The 16,746-nt window shown below is 57.2% G+C and carries 12 protein-coding genes; all 12 read right to left on the bottom strand.

What is annotated here, in order from left to right:
• Nucleotides 1-7 precede the first annotated feature (7 nt).
• Complete coding sequence (locus J9788_RS05015) at nucleotides 8-1,435, bottom strand: hypothetical protein (protein WP_182264394.1); 1,428 nt, start codon at nucleotides 1,433-1,435, stop codon at nucleotides 8-10.
• Nucleotides 1,416-3,326, bottom strand: coding sequence for a hypothetical protein (locus J9788_RS05010; protein WP_182264395.1), 1,911 nt, complete (start codon nucleotides 3,324-3,326; stop codon nucleotides 1,416-1,418). Before J9788_RS05010 ends, J9788_RS05015 begins: the two co-directional genes overlap by 20 nt.
• A gap of 9 nt (nucleotides 3,327-3,335) precedes the next feature.
• On the bottom strand, nucleotides 3,336-4,994 hold the full coding sequence (locus tag J9788_RS05005; protein ID WP_046898255.1) for a hypothetical protein: 1,659 nt from the start codon (nucleotides 4,992-4,994) through the stop codon (nucleotides 3,336-3,338).
• Nucleotides 4,995-5,007: 13 nt separating this feature from the next.
• Nucleotides 5,008-6,774 carry a hypothetical protein gene (locus tag J9788_RS05000; RefSeq protein ID WP_370576315.1) on the bottom strand — a complete coding sequence of 589 codons (1,767 nt, stop codon included), beginning with the start codon at nucleotides 6,772-6,774 and terminating at the stop codon, nucleotides 5,008-5,010.
• A gap of 128 nt (nucleotides 6,775-6,902) precedes the next feature.
• Nucleotides 6,903-9,059: a hypothetical protein gene (locus J9788_RS04995; protein ID WP_046898257.1), complete on the bottom strand. Its 2,157-nt coding sequence runs from the start codon at nucleotides 9,057-9,059 to the stop codon at nucleotides 6,903-6,905.
• Nucleotides 9,060-9,080: 21 nt separating this feature from the next.
• A complete protein-coding gene (locus J9788_RS04990) occupies nucleotides 9,081-10,511 on the bottom strand; it encodes a hypothetical protein (protein ID WP_182264397.1) in 1,431 nt (476 codons plus the stop codon).
• Nucleotides 10,508-12,262, bottom strand: a complete 1,755-nt coding sequence (locus tag J9788_RS04985) for a hypothetical protein (protein WP_182264398.1) — start codon at nucleotides 12,260-12,262, stop codon at nucleotides 10,508-10,510. The genes J9788_RS04990 and J9788_RS04985 overlap by 4 nt, the downstream gene beginning before the upstream one ends.
• 4 nt (nucleotides 12,263-12,266) lie before the next feature.
• Nucleotides 12,267-13,874 carry a hypothetical protein gene (locus tag J9788_RS04980; RefSeq protein WP_182264399.1) on the bottom strand — a complete coding sequence of 536 codons (1,608 nt, stop codon included), beginning with the start codon at nucleotides 13,872-13,874 and terminating at the stop codon, nucleotides 12,267-12,269.
• A gap of 78 nt (nucleotides 13,875-13,952) precedes the next feature.
• The gene (locus J9788_RS04975) at nucleotides 13,953-14,477 is read right to left on the bottom strand and encodes a hypothetical protein (RefSeq protein ID WP_046898261.1); all 525 of its coding nucleotides are present in this window, start codon (nucleotides 14,475-14,477) and stop codon (nucleotides 13,953-13,955) included.
• Nucleotides 14,478-14,929: 452 nt separating this feature from the next.
• A complete protein-coding gene (locus J9788_RS04970; RefSeq protein ID WP_182264400.1) occupies nucleotides 14,930-15,769 on the bottom strand; it encodes a PfkB family carbohydrate kinase in 840 nt (279 codons plus the stop codon).
• 3 nt (nucleotides 15,770-15,772) lie between these two features.
• Complete coding sequence (locus J9788_RS04965; RefSeq protein WP_182264401.1) at nucleotides 15,773-16,489, bottom strand: glutamine amidotransferase; 717 nt, start codon at nucleotides 16,487-16,489, stop codon at nucleotides 15,773-15,775.
• Nucleotides 16,486-16,740, bottom strand: a complete 255-nt coding sequence (locus J9788_RS04960; protein WP_182264402.1) for a hypothetical protein — start codon at nucleotides 16,738-16,740, stop codon at nucleotides 16,486-16,488. Before J9788_RS04960 ends, J9788_RS04965 begins: the two co-directional genes overlap by 4 nt.
• Nucleotides 16,741-16,746 lie beyond the last annotated feature (6 nt).

Raw genomic sequence — 16,746 nt, 5'->3', positions numbered from 1 at the left:
TCCCCGTTCAGGGGACGTAAATAATCTCGAAGCTGGACGTATTGTCGTAGGAGGACTTTTTGCCGCCGTCGACGTAGATAATCTGCAAATCGTAGTGATACACCAGCTTCTTGTCCGGATGCAGGATAAGTTCCAGCACGGAAATCTTCACGTTAACCGATTGAACGGGGTGTTCCTTGTCCAGCTCAATGGTTTGGTTGTCGATGCTGACCAGCATGCGCTTGATTGGTCGCGGTCCGGCAGGATCGTAGGCGCCGGCGTCGCTGCGGAATTCCACGGTCTTATTGATGTCCGCCGGTGCGGATTGCTTGATGAAATCCGGCAGCCTGTTCTGGTATTTGGCGTCCAGCGCCAGCGCTACGGGCAGATTATCCGGGTTGAAGCCGGTGAACTGCACCGCCAGATACCCCTTGAGCAGCAGGTTTTGCGCAGACCGATCGAAGAAGGCGTCCCAAATCAATCCAAATTGGCTGGCGGGCAGCGTGAATGAATCCACGATGCCGCTCTGCAGATTGATCAGCGCGTTTTTTTCCTCCGTTTTTCCGTCCGGCAGCCCCAGCTGCAGCGTCAGGGTGTCCGCGTTGGCGAACGGTGCCAGCTTGCCGTCCGGTTGCATCTGCGTGAACTGTGCGGTGGCGTCGCCGATGCGCGCCTGATTGACCTTGGGCGACAGGAAATAGTCGAACGTCACTTCGACATCGTTGAGCGAGGTCGCGTGCGGCGCTGCAGAAAACGAGATAGACAGCATCGGTTTGTCGTCCTCGGCGGCGTTGGTCGCGAGCAGGAAAGTATCCGGCAGGTAATAAAGATAGTTTTTTCGTACATAGTCCTGATAGTAGTTGTACCACAGATGCCCGAAGGCCAGCGGCGTGAGGATCAGCTGCAGGCGCGGCGGCGGCGGCAGGATGCCCTGATAGATATAGGGATAGTAGTTCTCGGCGAAGTAGAAGACTTTCGGCGAGGTGATGGTGTTGAGGAGCCCGTTATCGGTGACGATGGCGACCACCAGCGTAGTTTGCGAGTCATAATCCGACAGCGCTCGCAGCAGCGCGTCACGCTGTTCCAGGCGGTCCAGGTCGAGCTGGGCGCGGTAGCGGGTCGGCGGGGCGTCCAGCAAAACCTGTTCGAAGATCATTTCTTCAACCTTGCCGAACGTGCTGAAGGTCAGCACCACGTAGGGCACCTGCTGAACGGCGCGGCTGAGCGCAAAATCCACCGTCATATGCCAGCGTGTACCGTCACTGGTGGTAGCGATGCGATAGCGCGTCTCTCCCGAGACGACTTCGGTACAAACATCGGCCTGCAGTTCGTCGGCCACCGGCGCGGGCGCGGCGCGGTAGCGCAGACGGGGGGCTTCGGCGTCGGGAAACTGTTCGCGCGCGTTGTCCAAAATGACCTTGTTCAGCGTCACCAGATCATTGAGAAAGATGTTCATAGCGATCCTCCAGAGAAGAAAGGCGTGCCAGATGTCTGAACTGGTTCAGGCAGGCGGAAGTCCAAAGAAAATGACCGTCGTGACGGCGATAGAGCGGGCTTTCGTCATTGGTCGCCGGCAAGCGCCAGGCGGCCAGCGCATCGATCGCCGGTGAAAGCTGCGGCACCCCTTGCCGCCTGGCGTATTCCAGCGTACTCAGCCACTCATGCGGGTGGGCATAATAGGGCGTTAACGCGTTGAGGCGGTTGTAATCGCCGTCGCTCCAGCTCACCGCCTGATTCAGCATTTGGATAATGCGCGAATAGGCCGGCGGCGGGCTGCCGTGAGCGGAGGTCAACGCATGGATTAAAATCAGCGCGTTGGTATTCACGCAGCAGTCCAGCTGCGTGATATCACCGTCGTCTTTCATCCAGGTGTGAAAGGCGTAACACTCCGCCCATTGGTGCTGCGTCGTCGTTAACCGCCGTTCGACGCGCTGTACCTGGTAGGCCTGCATGTGCGCCAGCGTCTGTCTGGCTTGGGCCAACGAGCGCCGATGAAATCGATACAAGAGCTCAGTGATAATGGCGGTATCGTCGATGTCAGCGTCGATCCGCTGGCCCGCCATCCAGGTGGGGTGCTTGCCGGCAGGCCAAAAATGGAAGTGGTGCGGGCGGCTCTCGCAACCGAGCAAGAAGTCGAGCGCCAGCTCGATATGGGGCGCGGTCTGGGCGCTATAATCCAGCGTACGGAGCACCTGGGCGGTGACAAAAGCATTTTCATCCTTGTGCCAGCGGCCATCCGGCGTTCTGACATGAGAGGGAAAGGCGCCGCTGGCACACTGCTGCGCCAGCAGCTCCGCCAACGGCAATGGCACAAGCGGTGCCGTTGCGCGCGCTTTGCATGGCAGGATTTCGAAATGCGCGTTTTGCGGGCTGAACGTGCAGCTGACGCTGTGATTGCCCTGGCGATCGCAGGAAAAACCGACGACGTTGTACTGCAACGGAACCTGCTCGCTCACCGCGCGGTTAAGCAGCGGCAGGGTTTGGCCATCAGGCGCCAGCAACGCGGTGATGCTGTCAAAAACGCGGCGGTTGTCGCCGAAAAAACTTGCCGCCATGGCGAACAGCGTAAAACTCTCCAAATTGCCGTCCGGCGCGTATCCCAGACTGAACCCGTAGGTGGTCGGGGGGAAGTCCCGTCTGTCCTGCTGCTGCAGCGCGCGGTCCAGCAGCGGCATTAGGGCGGAAAAACGGCTTTCTCCCTCGAACAGCCGCATGACGGCGAGGATATCGTCACGCGTGATCCGCGCACTGTGCCACTGGTAGTAATATTCGCGCGGAGAGTCGGCAGACTCCGGGTAATACCCCACCATCAGCAGCGTCAATCCCGCCGCGCGGCGGGCCTCGGCGGCGAGCGGCCCTTGCAATTCATCGGGCGCGGCCGCCATGTCAGCGGGGGTTTCAATGTAGACCTTGGTTTTGATCGCGTCCGGGCCGTATTTTCGCCCCAGCCAGGCGCCGAATCGCAACGGCTGAACGCTTGCACATTGCATGCGTCGCACCGCCTCCAGGCTGTTGGCGGGATCGGCGAGCGGGGCTGCGGTGATCGCCTGACAGTGTCGGGCAAAGGCGCCGGCGCTGCGCCGCTGCGCATAGCGCGGCAAAAAGGGATCCAGCGTGCAGGCGAGCCCCTGCGGTTTGGCCGACGAGACGGTGAACTCCAACGGGCTGCCGTTATAACCGAGCAGGCTGGTGGTAAACGCGGCGGACAAACCGCCGGGCGTCGCTTTCGTACGGCTGAAACGGGCGACGTCCGGGGCCAACGTGTTTTGCAAATGGGGCGCTTCCCTGCACAGGGCGCTGACCAGGGCGTTCCATGCCGCGGGTAACACTGCGTTGCGATCGGTCATGGCGCACACCTAAACCAGATTGGGGATAACGATCGCCGGCGGGTTTTCGCTGCCGCTGCGTTCGACGGTTTCCCCGCCTACCAAGAAGTAGATCAGTGTGTAATTGACCGCCCAGGGCTTCTCCGTCAGACAGCGGTATTTGAACGTTTGGCTCTCGTGCGCGTCTTGGTTAAAGGTATATTTCTTGATCTTGCGGCTTCCTTTGTCATCCTGATAGCTCAGCTCCACCATGACCTGGTTACAGTTTTCCCACGAGAATTTGCGATCGAGGAAGATACTGATCTCGTTGAACGACAGCACTGAGCCGGGATCCATGTTCAGCAGCGTCGAGGCCGATTCGGACAGCGACTGATAGTTGCTGCTGCCTTCCCAGCCCGAGGAGGCTGCGGATTTGAAAGCGAATTCGCTGGTGATATGGAACAGCTCGTTCTTATCGCTGCTGCGGGCGATGCGCTTGGTCCAGGTACCGTCATCGTTGGTGAAAGGCGCGCCGGTATAAACCTGGTTGTTGTAACGGATGTTGAAGCTGGCGGCCTTGATCCCATACTCTTCGAAGCTGTCCGGCCCGAGCACGGTCAAATCCAGCTGCTGGAAGAACGGATCGTTGACGTTGACCTGAATAAAGTAGGGCGCAGTTTTCTGAGCATGCAGAATATCGCTGCCGATGAAGTTTTGCGGCACGGCGGACTGGCTGAGGGCCTTCGAAGAGGTGTAGTTGAAGTTCAGGCTTTTGGTTTCCTCGATCCGCACCAGCTTGATCTCCAGCGAAGCGCTGGGGAACAGGCCGCCTTTGCCGGCTTCTTCGCCTTCTTTCTTGTCGCTGGCGATCAGCGAATCCAGAATGGCGTCGCTGGCGGATTTCGCCTGCGGGTTGCTGTCGTCGTTAGGTTTGAGCGTGGCGCTGAAAAAGCTTTTCAGGATCTCTTCCTTGACGAACTGCAGCGCCCACTCTTTCTCTTTGGCCTCTTCATCGCCCGGCATGCTTTCGGTGACCTTGATCACCAGTTTCTGATCCTGCTGCAGTTTTTTGATGACGCTGTCGAAGCCCAGCCAGAAGCTGGCCGGCGTCTCAACCGGGATGGGAATGTTGGCGCCGAATTTCAGATCGAACTCTTTGTAGATGCTTTCGAACTGTGCGGTCACTTCGACCTTCAGCGCCGGCGTGATGCCGGTGAAGCTGAGATTATAGGCGACGGCGGCCGGCGCCTTGGCCTGGGTGAACGCGGCTTCGAGGATCACCGCCTGGGACGGCGTCAGCTTGGCGCTGAAAATGGCGCTGTTGTTGCCGAACAGGCTTGGGCAAGGGGCGCTGATCAGCTCACCGTTGGTGGCGCCCGCGTCGAGCACGAAGAAGTTCACCGTGCCTTTATCATACGGTACCTGGGCCTTGCGGGCGTTCTTGGGATCAACGTTCAGTTTGCGCAGATAGTCGTTGAAGGCACGGTTCAACACCGCTTCGTCGATCGCCGTATTGACCTCGAAGTTGATGTATCCCCCTTGTGGGTCGCTGGCGTCGCCGGTGTATTTGATCAACGAAAACACCGGTTCGCCCGACTTTTGCGCAATGTGGATATCGCCGGGCAGATACCAGAACTGATTATCGTCTGAATCGTCGGCGAAGAAGGTGATGTTGTTGATGGTGGCGGTTTTGGCTCTGAGTAATAACATGGCGTTTCCTTAGTTAACTGAGGGTGGCGAGATCGAGAGCGTTGGCGTCGGTCGAGCACTGCACGTTTTCGGGCCGATCGCCGCCTTCTCCGGGTTGATAGGTAAACCAGATATCCAGATCGATGGTCATCTGCTCCGGATCAAGCTGATCGGCGCTGAAACAGCGCGGGGCGCCGTCGGATTCGGTGAATTGAAACACCTGCTGCAGCGTTTCCGCCGGCGTGCAGGCGTAGCTGGCGGAAACGATGACCATTTCCACCCGGCGCCAGTCCATGTCGGCCGACAGCGTCAGCACGCGCTGACGATACAGGGTCGAGAACAGGTAGACGTCTTGGCCGGTCGGTTCTTGCTGCTCGGCGGAAATATGCGGTGAGTTGACGGCGGCGCTGTAGGTTTTGTTGACGTCGAATTGGTATTCGTCCGGCTCCGGCAGCATGACCGGGTAGTGGGCCCGCGGGCTGGCCTGGTCAATTTGGAAGCTGCGCGACACGCTGCTGTTCGGCTGTTGCCGGTGGCGATAGCGTAGCGTGACCAGCACGGATTGATAGCGCTGCCAGTCAAACTGTTGCGCCGCTTCGATCGCGAAATCATAGCGGCCGTAGAGCGACTCGACGTCCAGAAAGACCTCGCTCATCTCCGTTTGCAGGCTACCGGAGCTGACCGAAGTTACGCCGCCTATCGACTGGTTGAAGTACACGGTGAAGTCATACTCGACCGGCCACAGCATTTTTCCCGTTTTCGGGTCGATCAGGCTGGGTTCCTTAAACGGTTTGGGCCCGGAGTCGTCGCGGGTGAATTTCAGCTGTCGGCTGTTTGAGCCATAGCGCAACCGGGCCGTCACCAGCAGGATATTGGCGTCAAGCGCATCCGACAGCAGGCTGACTCGCACCTCGCGATAGGCGAAAAAGTCATCCTGCAGATCGCGTTTGACGATCGCGCGATCGGCCTGATAGTCCGTGCCGTTGACCAACTGGGCGAACAGGGCCTGCGGATAGAGCGAACGCTGCACGACGGTGGTTTCGCTGATCTTGCCGCTCAGGCGACGCTGGTCGATGTTTTCAACCGAGACCTGTTGCAGATAAAAGCCGGCTTTGGGGCTTGTCTGCTGCGGTTCGTTGGCGATAACCGGTGTGAAGAACTGGCTGGTGAGGATCTGCGTCAGTTCGGCGGCCGCCTGCGCCATATGGCCGTCGGGGTCGGTGTCCCTGACTTTGACGGTGACGATTTTCTCGCTGATCAACTGGGCGGATGTCTGCTCGATACCGACGCTAAAGATCAGCAGGTTAAAGCCTATCGAGCGCTGCAGGTAACGGTAAACCTGGTCCCAGTTGGCTTCCAGCTCGAAGGTGGCTGGCGGCAGCTGCTGCAGGTAGTCGATTTTGTAACTGACGGCGATCGGCGTCGAGGCCGGCGTGCGCATCAGGCTCGCCAGCAGCAGGATATCGTCGTCATCGTCCAGTTTGGCGGACAGGTAGCAATATTGCTGGTCGCTCAGCGAGGTTTTGCTGGTCTGCCCGGGGATAAGATCGGGGATATTCAGCGTCGCGCTGCAGGCGATCGCCTGCAGCGGCAATAAGATCGCACCGCGCGGTATGTCCGGGCTGGCGGCGGCGGCGCGTTGTGCCGCTTCGGGCGAACTGGCCAGCTGGGTCTGCAACGACAGCGTGGCGTAGTAAAGATCGTCCGGTTGGTTGAGGTTTCTGAAAATTTGCAGTTGGACATCGGGTTGATTGCCTGCGGCGACCTGCACGCTCGGCGCGGCGGCACAGTAGTAATACACGGGCCGATCCGGGTCCGCTCGAATAAAACAGATGTCTTGCATGATTACCTGATCGCGCATAGCGGCAACCCCACGTCATCGGAGAGGGAGCCGGAGCAAGGTGTGCTTGCTCCGGCGGAGACCGGCCGTCAGAAGGTCACGACCACGATGGTGCTGGTGCCCGTGATCGGCTTGGTGACGGTTTTCTCCTGGTTATCGCCGTAATAGACCGTGGCGGTGTAGCTGATCTGCGGCTCGTTGCCTTTCTCTTGCTGCATCAGGTTGAATGTCAGGTACTGCGTGAGCGACTTGGTGTCGAACTCGGTTAACGCAATGGGTTGCGTTTGCGAGAAGTCCCATTTCGGGTAGTTCACCGTCATCTCGAAGGTGATCAACGAAACGTCTTTTTGCGACGGTTTGAAGATGATGGTGTATTTCTGCTGCTTCGGCAGGGCGTTGGCGATCAGGATCTGATTGCCGCGCGTTTCGCCATAGCCGGGCAGTTGAGGGTTGCTTTCCACGCCCGGCGGGAGGTAGGTCAGGCTGTCGCCGTCCAGCGCATAGTAGTCGGCCGAATAATAAAGCGGCTTTTCCACGTTGGTGCCGATCGGATAAATAAACGGCACCGGCGGGTTATCGACTCTAATCACCTGGGTGTGTTGCTTGGGCGACACGTGATGTTCTTTGTCTTCGTACAGGGTCGTGACCACGACCTGACTGAAAACCTCCCAGCCTAGCGGATTGAGCAGGGTGGCGATATCCGCATAAACGATGCCGCTTTGCGCCGCGTTGATAGTGACCACCAGATCGTCTTTGACCTGGATGTCCCCAGACAGGTAAGGCTTGGCCTGCATGCCGGTGAAGTTGACGGTGTAGTGATAACGGTAGGCGCGGCCGAGCTCGGGTTTGATAAACCACTTGTCGGTTTTCTTCGGCCCCGGATCCTTCGGCGTAAAGGTCAGCGTGCTCTTGAGATTGTCGTCGTACACTGCGGTGACCACGATATTGGCGATATCATACTTGGCCATGTCTTCGGTGACGAAGAACTCCGGCTGGATGTACTGATAGAACGGGTCGTGGAGATCGTACTCTTTGAAGTACTGATCCAACTCGGCTTCGCCGACGATTGAGCGTATCGACGGCAGCTGAGTTTGCGGGTAAATGGTGGAGGACACCACGGCGTTCTCTTCATATTCGCGGGTGAAGCTCTGAGTTTGCGAGATTTTGGACTGGAATTTTTCAAAGCTGCCGGCGTCGTTCAGCAAATTGAGACTCATATCGATGCCGGTTTGGCTGCTCAGGATCTGCTCGACCTGCTGTTGTCCCCAGTTCCGCAGACTTTCCTTCCATTTATCATAGGCGCCGGGTTCCATGCCCATCTCTTGCGCCGTCAACCCGATCCGCACGTCCACCTTGATCGCTTCCTTGGCGTAAAACTCCTGCTCGATCTTTTTCTCGTCGGCCGACCAGGTGTGGTAGTTGATGGTTTGCGCTACGGACTTGGCCTGCTCGCTGTTGTAGGTGACGATCACTTTGGCCGCCGACATGGAGGCATCCAGGGAGAGATCGAAGCGCACGCCGACGCTGGCGTTTTTATCGGTGCCTTTCAGTACCTGTTCAAACAGCGTGGCGCCTTCCCCGGTCAGCGACAGACTGAACACGGTATTGTTGTCGCCGAGACCGGAGGGGGACAGCGGCGTTGGGATCTGGCGATAGAACTTATCGTTGCCGTCGAGGATCAGCATGGCCTGCGCCGAGGTGTAGCGCGGTTGCATCAGTTCGATTTTCGCAGCGTCCGCCGGCATCAGTTCGCTGAGGAATTGGTCGTCGCCCTTGTTGCCGTCGTAGAGCGCGACAAACCGGTTGAGCTGTTCATCGCTCAGGCCGGTATTCTTCTGCGCCTGGTCCATCGCGGTCTTCTTGGTGTTGTTTTCCGGGTCCGCCTCATAGGCCTGTTTCGCCTTGATGTAGTCGACAATGAGTTTGGATTTTTTATCCAGAGGGCCGCCTTTTCTGCCAAGGCCGTTATACAGCTGCAGGCGGATGCGGTCTTTCATTTCCGCATTCGGCTGCGGCAGCTGCACGGTGAATTGCGCGTAGCCGCCTTGCGTATCTTCGCTGCGGTATTTGTAAAACATGAAGCTCGGCGTATTGGTATCCCGTTTGGCAAACACCGGGATCTCCGGCACCACATAGAAGGTATCCTTGCTGTCGCTGTCGCCGTAGCAGGTATACGCGTATTCCTTGACGCCCAAATACTCGTTGACGTCGATTTTTATCGATTGCTGCAAAGCGGTGGTTAACATAGGGCGGTCCTCTTGTTTATGTCACTTGTGGTATTGCAGTTTGATGGGGCCGGTGGTGGCCTGCAGGGGGCCGGAGTCGTAGTTTTTGGGGAATAGCGCCGCCGTTTTCCCTTGCCAGCGATAGTCCACCCGGCCGTTGAGGCCGGCGGCATGGGCGTTGATCCACCAGGTGGCCTGCCACTGCGCGGCGGAAAAGGCGAAGGTGAAGCTTTGTTTCTTGCCCTGGCCCGCCGGGAGATAGCTGGCGCTGCCGGAGATCGTTTTGAATTCGGCCTTCAGAGACTCGGCGTCGAACAGCAGGCTATAGAAACCCACATCCTGCGGCGTCAGCGCGATGGCGTTCTGCCACGCCAGCCGGCTCTCGAAGCGGGTGTAATCGGCGAAGGTCACCTTGAGTGCGATATCGCTCACCGCCGCTGTCGTTTCCAGCGTCACTGGCGGGAAGCTGGGCCATGCCATCGGCATCTGTTGATCTGCCCAGTGCAGCTCTATCGCCATGATATTGAAGCCTTTTGGATCAAATCCCAGGCTGACGGTGCAGCGTTGAGGCTCGATCGGCTTATCCGGCCTGCTGGGTTCCGGCAGGGGCGTCGCGGTAAAGGAGATGATGCCGTCGGCTGGCAGCCGATTGAGCAGTTCGGCAATGTCACGTTGCTGCTCCAGCAGATAGCGCTGGGGCACGGTGTCGTCGTATTCGATTTGGTAATTCAGCTTGTTGGTGATTTGTTCTGGCGACGAGATGTTGCGTAGCGTGTTGGCGATCAGCAGTGAGGCGGTGTTTACCAACGCCTGGCGAACGCGAGCTTTCGTCTGCTCTGAAGGCGCATTGTCGAACTGCGCTTGCACAATGACGACGCCGGCGTCGATTTGTTGGTTCAGCAGCCTGGCGATCGCTTCCGGTTGCCGTGCCTGCTCGTTGAAGGCCAGGGTGACAAACGCGACCCAATCGGCCTGCAAACGGGCATTGACGCGGCTGTCGACGCTGAATCGGTTGCGGGTGAGAAAATAGACCTGGTCTTTTGTTCCCTGGATCGCGCCCGCCAGCCGGCCAGACTCCTCATGGGTCAACGCCATTTTGGACTGTTCAAATTCGACGCTGTAGGCGGCAGTCGCCGGCCGTTGCGCGAAGTGCAGCCACAGCGATTGCTGGATCTCCTCCTGCTCCAGGGTGATGGTTTCCGGAGCGGGAACGAAATGGCGGCGGATATAGTCCTCGATCGCAGTCCTGTCGACCGGCAGCTTCGGTGCAATGAAGGTCGCCAGGCCACCGCCGGGGCTGGTCAGCAAATGCAACGAGCTGATCTTGCCGGCCGGCGTTTCCTGCACCACCTGCGGCGTATAGCTGCCGTAGGTGTAACAGCCGCTGGGGCGCGTTTGGTCGTGAAACGCCAGCGCGCGATCAAGAAGAAAGAAGTTTTGCAACGTACGTTGTGGATCCAATTCGTCGGTCATGGTGTATCACCCTTGATATCGATCGTTTGGTCGCCGGTGACATAAGGCGACCAGGGGCCAGTGGGAGTCTTGTAGCGGAAGCCGGCGGCGAAAATGGAGGTGACGTTCCATTTGTAGACGAAGCTCGGCTGCGAATGCGTAAAAGTGCGCTCGCTGGTGCGCTCGCTGTCCTGCGGCTGAAAACTCAATACGGCGCTGAGCAACTGCGGCGGCAGCCGAACGGTGATCGTCGCCTGTTGTGCGCCGAACTGCGGAAAACTGTAGGCGCCGATGGTGGCGTTTTGCACGATCGGGGCGGGTAACGGTACGGCGCCGCCGCCGGAAAGTGAGTAGGCGGTCGCTTCGGCAAAAGTAGGATCGCCCAAGATCGGTGCGCTGAAATAGGGCACCGATGCGCTGAGCGCCCACGTTTGGCGCCAGTCGGCGGAGTGATAGAGGCCGCCAAGTCGGCTTTGTTGGGCGAACGTTGGGTCGAGATATAGAGTCAGGAATCGGCAAGGCAGCGCGGCGTAATCCAGTACCAGGTTATCCTCGTCGTAGCGACGTTGTTCGCCTGGCAACGTGCGGTAAACGCCGTCTTGCGGGTAATTCACGCGGATCTGGTAGAAAAACGGCTGTGCATCCAGCGCACTGTTATGAAACTTGAAGGTTAACCAGGAGCGGTCGGGTCGCAGCGCCAGCGTTTGCGTTTGCTCGATCGGGTAGATATTGCCGGGCGGTACTGTCAGCTGAATATCGATCGAAACACCGGATTGCAACCCCAGCGGGTAGGCGTAAAAGACGTTGATCTCTCGCTCTCCCGCCGGCAGCGGCGGTGCGGTGCTGCGATGGATAATGGTATCGGGCGAAACTTTGGCGATCTGCTGCGCGGCGGCGAACGGATCCAGCGTGAAGCAAAGCGGCCGCTGAGTCAGCGCGACATTGGCCAGATCGCACCGGGTCCGGCCCGCATGCGGGGGCGGCGTCAGAAGGATCTGTGCCATATTGCCGGCGGCGGGACCGACAGATGGCGCACCGTACAGGTTGTATAGCCGATCGAGTAAAGCCTGACTGAGCAGCAGATCGCCGGCCGGATCGTTCGCCGGCGGCGGTGGGTCGATGTCGAGCGGCAAGCGGGTGAGGTTGCGGCTGAGGTAGAGGGTCAGCCCGTCGTAGGGAAAGACAATCCCGCTATCGCCCACGGCATGGGCGCCCTCCACGCCGGCGGCCAGGGCCAGGATCAGCGCACGGGCATCAAATTCCATCCGGTAGGCCAGACGCGGTGATACGCCTTCGACGAAACCGTCAAGACGCGCGTTGAAGCCTATCGTCTCATCGAGCAGGGTGCGCTCGATCAACTGAGTGCTTGTCGCATTGAGCAGAATGATGAATTGACTGCACTGTGCTGAATACCAGGTGGTGTCGTAGTGCCGGCCGTACAGATCGCTGTGGTAATCGATGGGCACGTCGAATCCCAGGCTGTCCGGCAAGACCGGCAGCGCCTTCACCGCGCAATCCGGATACTGTTGCTTAAATACTTGCAGGCTTTGTTCACCGGCGAACTGCAATTGCGTGGTGAAATTCAGCCAGCCGTAGAGGCTTTCGGTACTGTAGCTACGCACGATATCCAGCGAGAAAGCCAAAGGGTCGGCCGCCAGAATGCTGAGCGCCTGCGGATATAAATAATAGGCGTCGTTTTGCCGATATGCGGCGACGAAACGTTGATCATCGCAGATAATAATGCGCTGGAAGTCGGGATAGCCTTCATACATGATATTATTCGTCCGCTGCCTTGATCATATTGTGGTAATCCTGGTGCCACTCGGCGGGTAGCGTTTTCAGCACGTTTTTTGGGCGTTGGTGATATTCGTCTTCATAGAGGTGTTGAATCAGCGCGTCACCGACCAACACGCCGTTAGCATAAAAAGTACTGAGGGCACATTGGTTTTTTTGCAGCGGAGAGTCAGCGCTGAGTTGCAGGTTATAAACGGTTAATTCACCGGACTGGAGAGAGAGGGCGGTAATCTCGCACTCACCGTGCCGGGTTTTAAGACACATGCCTGAGGTCAATTCACGGGCGAGAAAAATACCGTTTGCGGTGACGAAAGGGTGCCCCAGGCTGGCTTTTATACGATATTCACGTGCCGCCAGGTCGCGGGCGGTAATGTCAATGTAATGCTGCTCCTGCCCGGTAGTGATATTCTCAATGCGTCTGGGGTGGTTATTGCCGCAAATAACGAATTCATCCGCCGTGAGAGCATTGATCGGCTTTTCTGTCCCATCCTGCATTAAAATCAACGTACCCTCTGCCAGGCAGCCATAAATAATCTGCATCGGTTTGATTTGTACGGTATTGAGCAGACGGCGATCCGGATCGCTTTCTTTGGGGGCGTTAGTAATAAAGGCGGCGATACTGCGGCCTTCGACATCAAGCGTAATTTTAAAAACGTAATAAACCATCTCGCCGGATTCAAAATCGACGCGGTTGAATTTCAGCCAGTCAAGATCCCAGGTGATGTTATTCCCGCTGATTCGGGTTGCGCTAGAATTAAAAATATTATAGCCGCCGTAAGGAGTGATCGGATCGCCGCCGGCGCGAGTGCGGATAAGATAAATGGTATTGCTGGCGTTGACCGGCTTGCCATTGCTGAGATCAATATTGCCAAAATAGGTGATATTGCCTTTTATCGGCACTTTAACCGTGCCGTCCTGATCGTAGCCGGTGCGATAATCACAGTCGCCATCGTCACGCGTCAGGCAAATCTTGATCATGCGCTGGTTATACAGATTCCTGGGGGAATCATTGATCATTTCTTTCGGGTAGCTTTGCGTCGTGACGATTTCGGCGCCGTAAACGGTTTGCTGGCCGACCGTTTGCGCGAAGGTATAGATCACCGTAACCGGAAAGCTGCCGCCGGTCTGGCTTTGCGGATAGTCACCGCTGGCACCGATGGTGCAGTCCGCCGTGTAAACGTAGTCGCTTTTGTATTCCACCTTGCCGACGTTATCGGCGCCGCCGTCGAACAGGCCGAGGGTTTGCGTCACATTGGTCGCCTGAACCGGCAGAGAGCCGATGGCGTCGGTTTGATAACGTTTACCGTCGGTGGAATCCAGCCTGACGATGCTGTACACCGGCTGAGCGCCGCTGGTGTTGGCCTCGCTCATCCGGCCCGCGACCCGTTTGACGCGTTTCGTCTGCTGCCAAAGTTGGCTGAATTGCGGTGCGGCGGCTGCGGTGACGCCGGCCAGTTTTAATTGAATATCATAAAATTCGGTTAAAACCGGATCGTCTGGCTCGATAAGAAATACGCCGCTGTTCTCGTATCGATCGATAACGTTTTTTACGATGCGTTTCTCATCTGACGTATAATCTTTTGCGAGCATAATATCGGCACCAATAAATTAATGGCATTGCCAGAGATGCACGCCATCATCATGGCGTGCCCATCGTTTTAACAGACGTTATTTGCAGGTTTCTTTACAGTAAGCGTAAATGGCGCTCAGGCAATCTGAAGATAAATACTGTTCGAACTCCGCATCAGTGGGTTCAATATCGACATCCAGCGTCATTGCGTAAAGCTCTTGAGCAAACATGTCTTTAGTGGCAGTGGGTTTGTTTTTAAAATAAGTTTTTATTTTTCCCTTGCTCACTTTTCGAATCCAGGCAAACTCACCGCCAATGGCCACTTTTCCGGTGAAAGTGAAGTCTTTACTGGTATAAACGCTGATGTCATTGGGGTAAACCTGATATCTTACCACCTGTTCCACGCCGATATTCTGGTTGGTTTCTTCCCAGGTTTCTCTTTTTATTACATTCAACGCAAAGTTTTTTCCATCGACCGGGCCATCTTTAGCGTCGGCGGTGCCGCCAAATAACATCGGACAACCTCTGGCAAAACCTTCGCTCTTTAACCCTAATAGAATAAAATCAGAATTACCGACAGCTTTGGGCGCGCTATCAAGAATGACATACTTTTTAATAGGCATAGTCAGATCCTTATACGCATGATGGTATAAAAATGAGGTGGTGAATCGCTTTGTCGCCGCGTTTTACTCACATTCAACAATAGCAATGGCGCTTGAAAAAGCAACACATACATAAAAATAAATTAAGTGTTTATTCTTGCATAACAGATAATCAATAAAATCACGGCGTTGTAAAAGAAGAGGAATAGTTTAAGAAATCAAAAAAACAGAATGTTTTTTGCGGTTTCTATTTTCTTATTGGCTTTAATTTTAATAAATCAATGTGTTGAGTGTGGTTATGGTTTTAAATAGCTCTAATCATTAGTTGTTTAATCTTTTATATATAGTGAATTAATTTATCATTACTGTGCGCATCATTGACGGAGTAATAAATAAAATTCACAGCGGAATGATTGCCACGGTAAACAATCAAGGCGGGAGAGGCGGGGCAGCAGGCTGCCCCAGGTCAGGGTTTAGGTTAACGCCCGCAGGCTGCCGATCTCTTCCCAACCGAAATGCGCCGCTTCGGCCAGTACGCCGCACACTTCATCGCCGGCGGCAACCACTGCCGCGTCGAGCGCAGCGCCCTGCAGCAGATGGCTGACCAGCAACGCGGTGAACAGATCACCGGTGCCTTTGACCGCCGATTTGAGCTTCGGATGAGTAAAGCACTGCGTTTCCTGCCGGGTGACCAGCATCAATCCCACTTCGTCTTCGTGTTGCGCTACGCCCGGTGCGCTGGTGACCAACACCCATTCGGTGGTGTCGTTCAACAGCGCCTGCGCGGCGTGTTGCGTCTGCTCGCGGCTGCTCAGTTGCCGGCCGCACAGCTGCTCCAGTTCGAAACCGTTCGGCGTCAGGCCGTTGGCCAGCCGCAGGAACGGCGAGCGATAGCAGTTGACGATGCGCTCATCCACGTAGATCCCTTCACCGTAATCGCCCATCACCGGATCGATATAGATTTTTATCTGCGGATTGAGCGAGCGCACCCGCTGCAGCCAGTTGGCCAGAATATGGCACTGCATCACGTCGCCCAGATAGCCGACGATCACCGCCCGCGCGCGCTTCATGACGCCGCGGGCGATCAGGTCGTCGAGAAAACCGCCGAACCAATCGCCGGAGATGACGCCGCCGTGCGGTTTGCCGTAATAGGGCGGGCAGCCGAACAGCACGCTGGGCACCTGCAGCGCCTCCAGTCCCTTTTTCAGCAGAGCGCGGTAGGCGATGCCGTTGCCGACGCTGCCGTAGACCACCTGAGATTGAATGCTGATCACGTCGATGGACGGTGACCGCAAAGGTGAAGCCTGTTGCATGAGTTACTTCCTTGGTTCGTTGTTATCCAGCCAGCGCGCGAACACCTGCCGCGCGCGCTGTTCCAGCTGCGCGCCGTGGCGTGCGGCCTGGTCGCGCAGGGTCTGGGGCGCGATGCCGGCCAGTTCCAGCTCGCAGGCATGGCCAATCAGCCAGCGTTCGATATCGCGATGATCCGCCTCCAAGTGGAACTGCAGGCCGAGCGCAAACCCCTGATAGTCGAAGGCCTGATGCGGGCATACCGCCGTGCCGGCCAGGCAGCGGGCGCCGTCCGGGATAGTGAACATATCCCCGTGCCAGTGCAGTACCGGCGTGTCGGCCAGCGGCGCCAGCACCGACTCCTCTTCCGCCGGCGGCGTGGTCAGCGGGGCGAAGCCTATCTCTTTCACGCCGAGCGAAATAACCTCAGCGCCCAGCGCCTGGGCGATCACTTGCGCGCCGAGGCAAACCCCGAGGGTTGGCCGCCGCTGCGCCAGGCGCTGTTTGACCAGCGCGAATTCATGGTCGAGAAAATCATACCGCTGCTCGCCGGAAAAGTGCTGAGCGGCGCTGATCGGCCCGCCGAGCACCACCAACAGATCGGTCTCTTCATTATTGATAGCACGAATATCATCGCGGCCGGCATCGTAATAATCGATCTGATAGCCGCGCAGCGACAGCAGGGAACCGAGGATGCCCAGGTTCTCAAAGTTGACGTGCCGAATGGCGACGGCTTTTTTCATTGTTTAACCTCGCTAGCGTGAGTGAAGGGGATCAGCGCCAGCGACTCGCCCAGCACCGTGATGCCCTGCGCGCCGCTCTGGTAGACGATGCGGCGTTCGCTGACCTGGCTGATCTGCACCTGATAACCCCGTGCGGCCGGGAACAGCGCGCAGGCCTGCTCCAGCTGATCGGCTGCCCACGGGGTGAACAGCTGCAGGCGGGCAAAGGCTTTTCCTGCATACTGAATGTCGAGCACGTAATGTTTATCCATGGAACC

It is taken from the genome of Serratia sp. X10, from assembly GCF_017811775.1.
Taxonomy (GTDB): Bacteria; Pseudomonadota; Gammaproteobacteria; order Enterobacterales; family Enterobacteriaceae; genus Serratia; species Serratia ureilytica.
The sequence above is the reverse complement of the archived record's forward strand: the minus strand, read 5'-3'. Positions and strand labels throughout refer to the sequence as shown.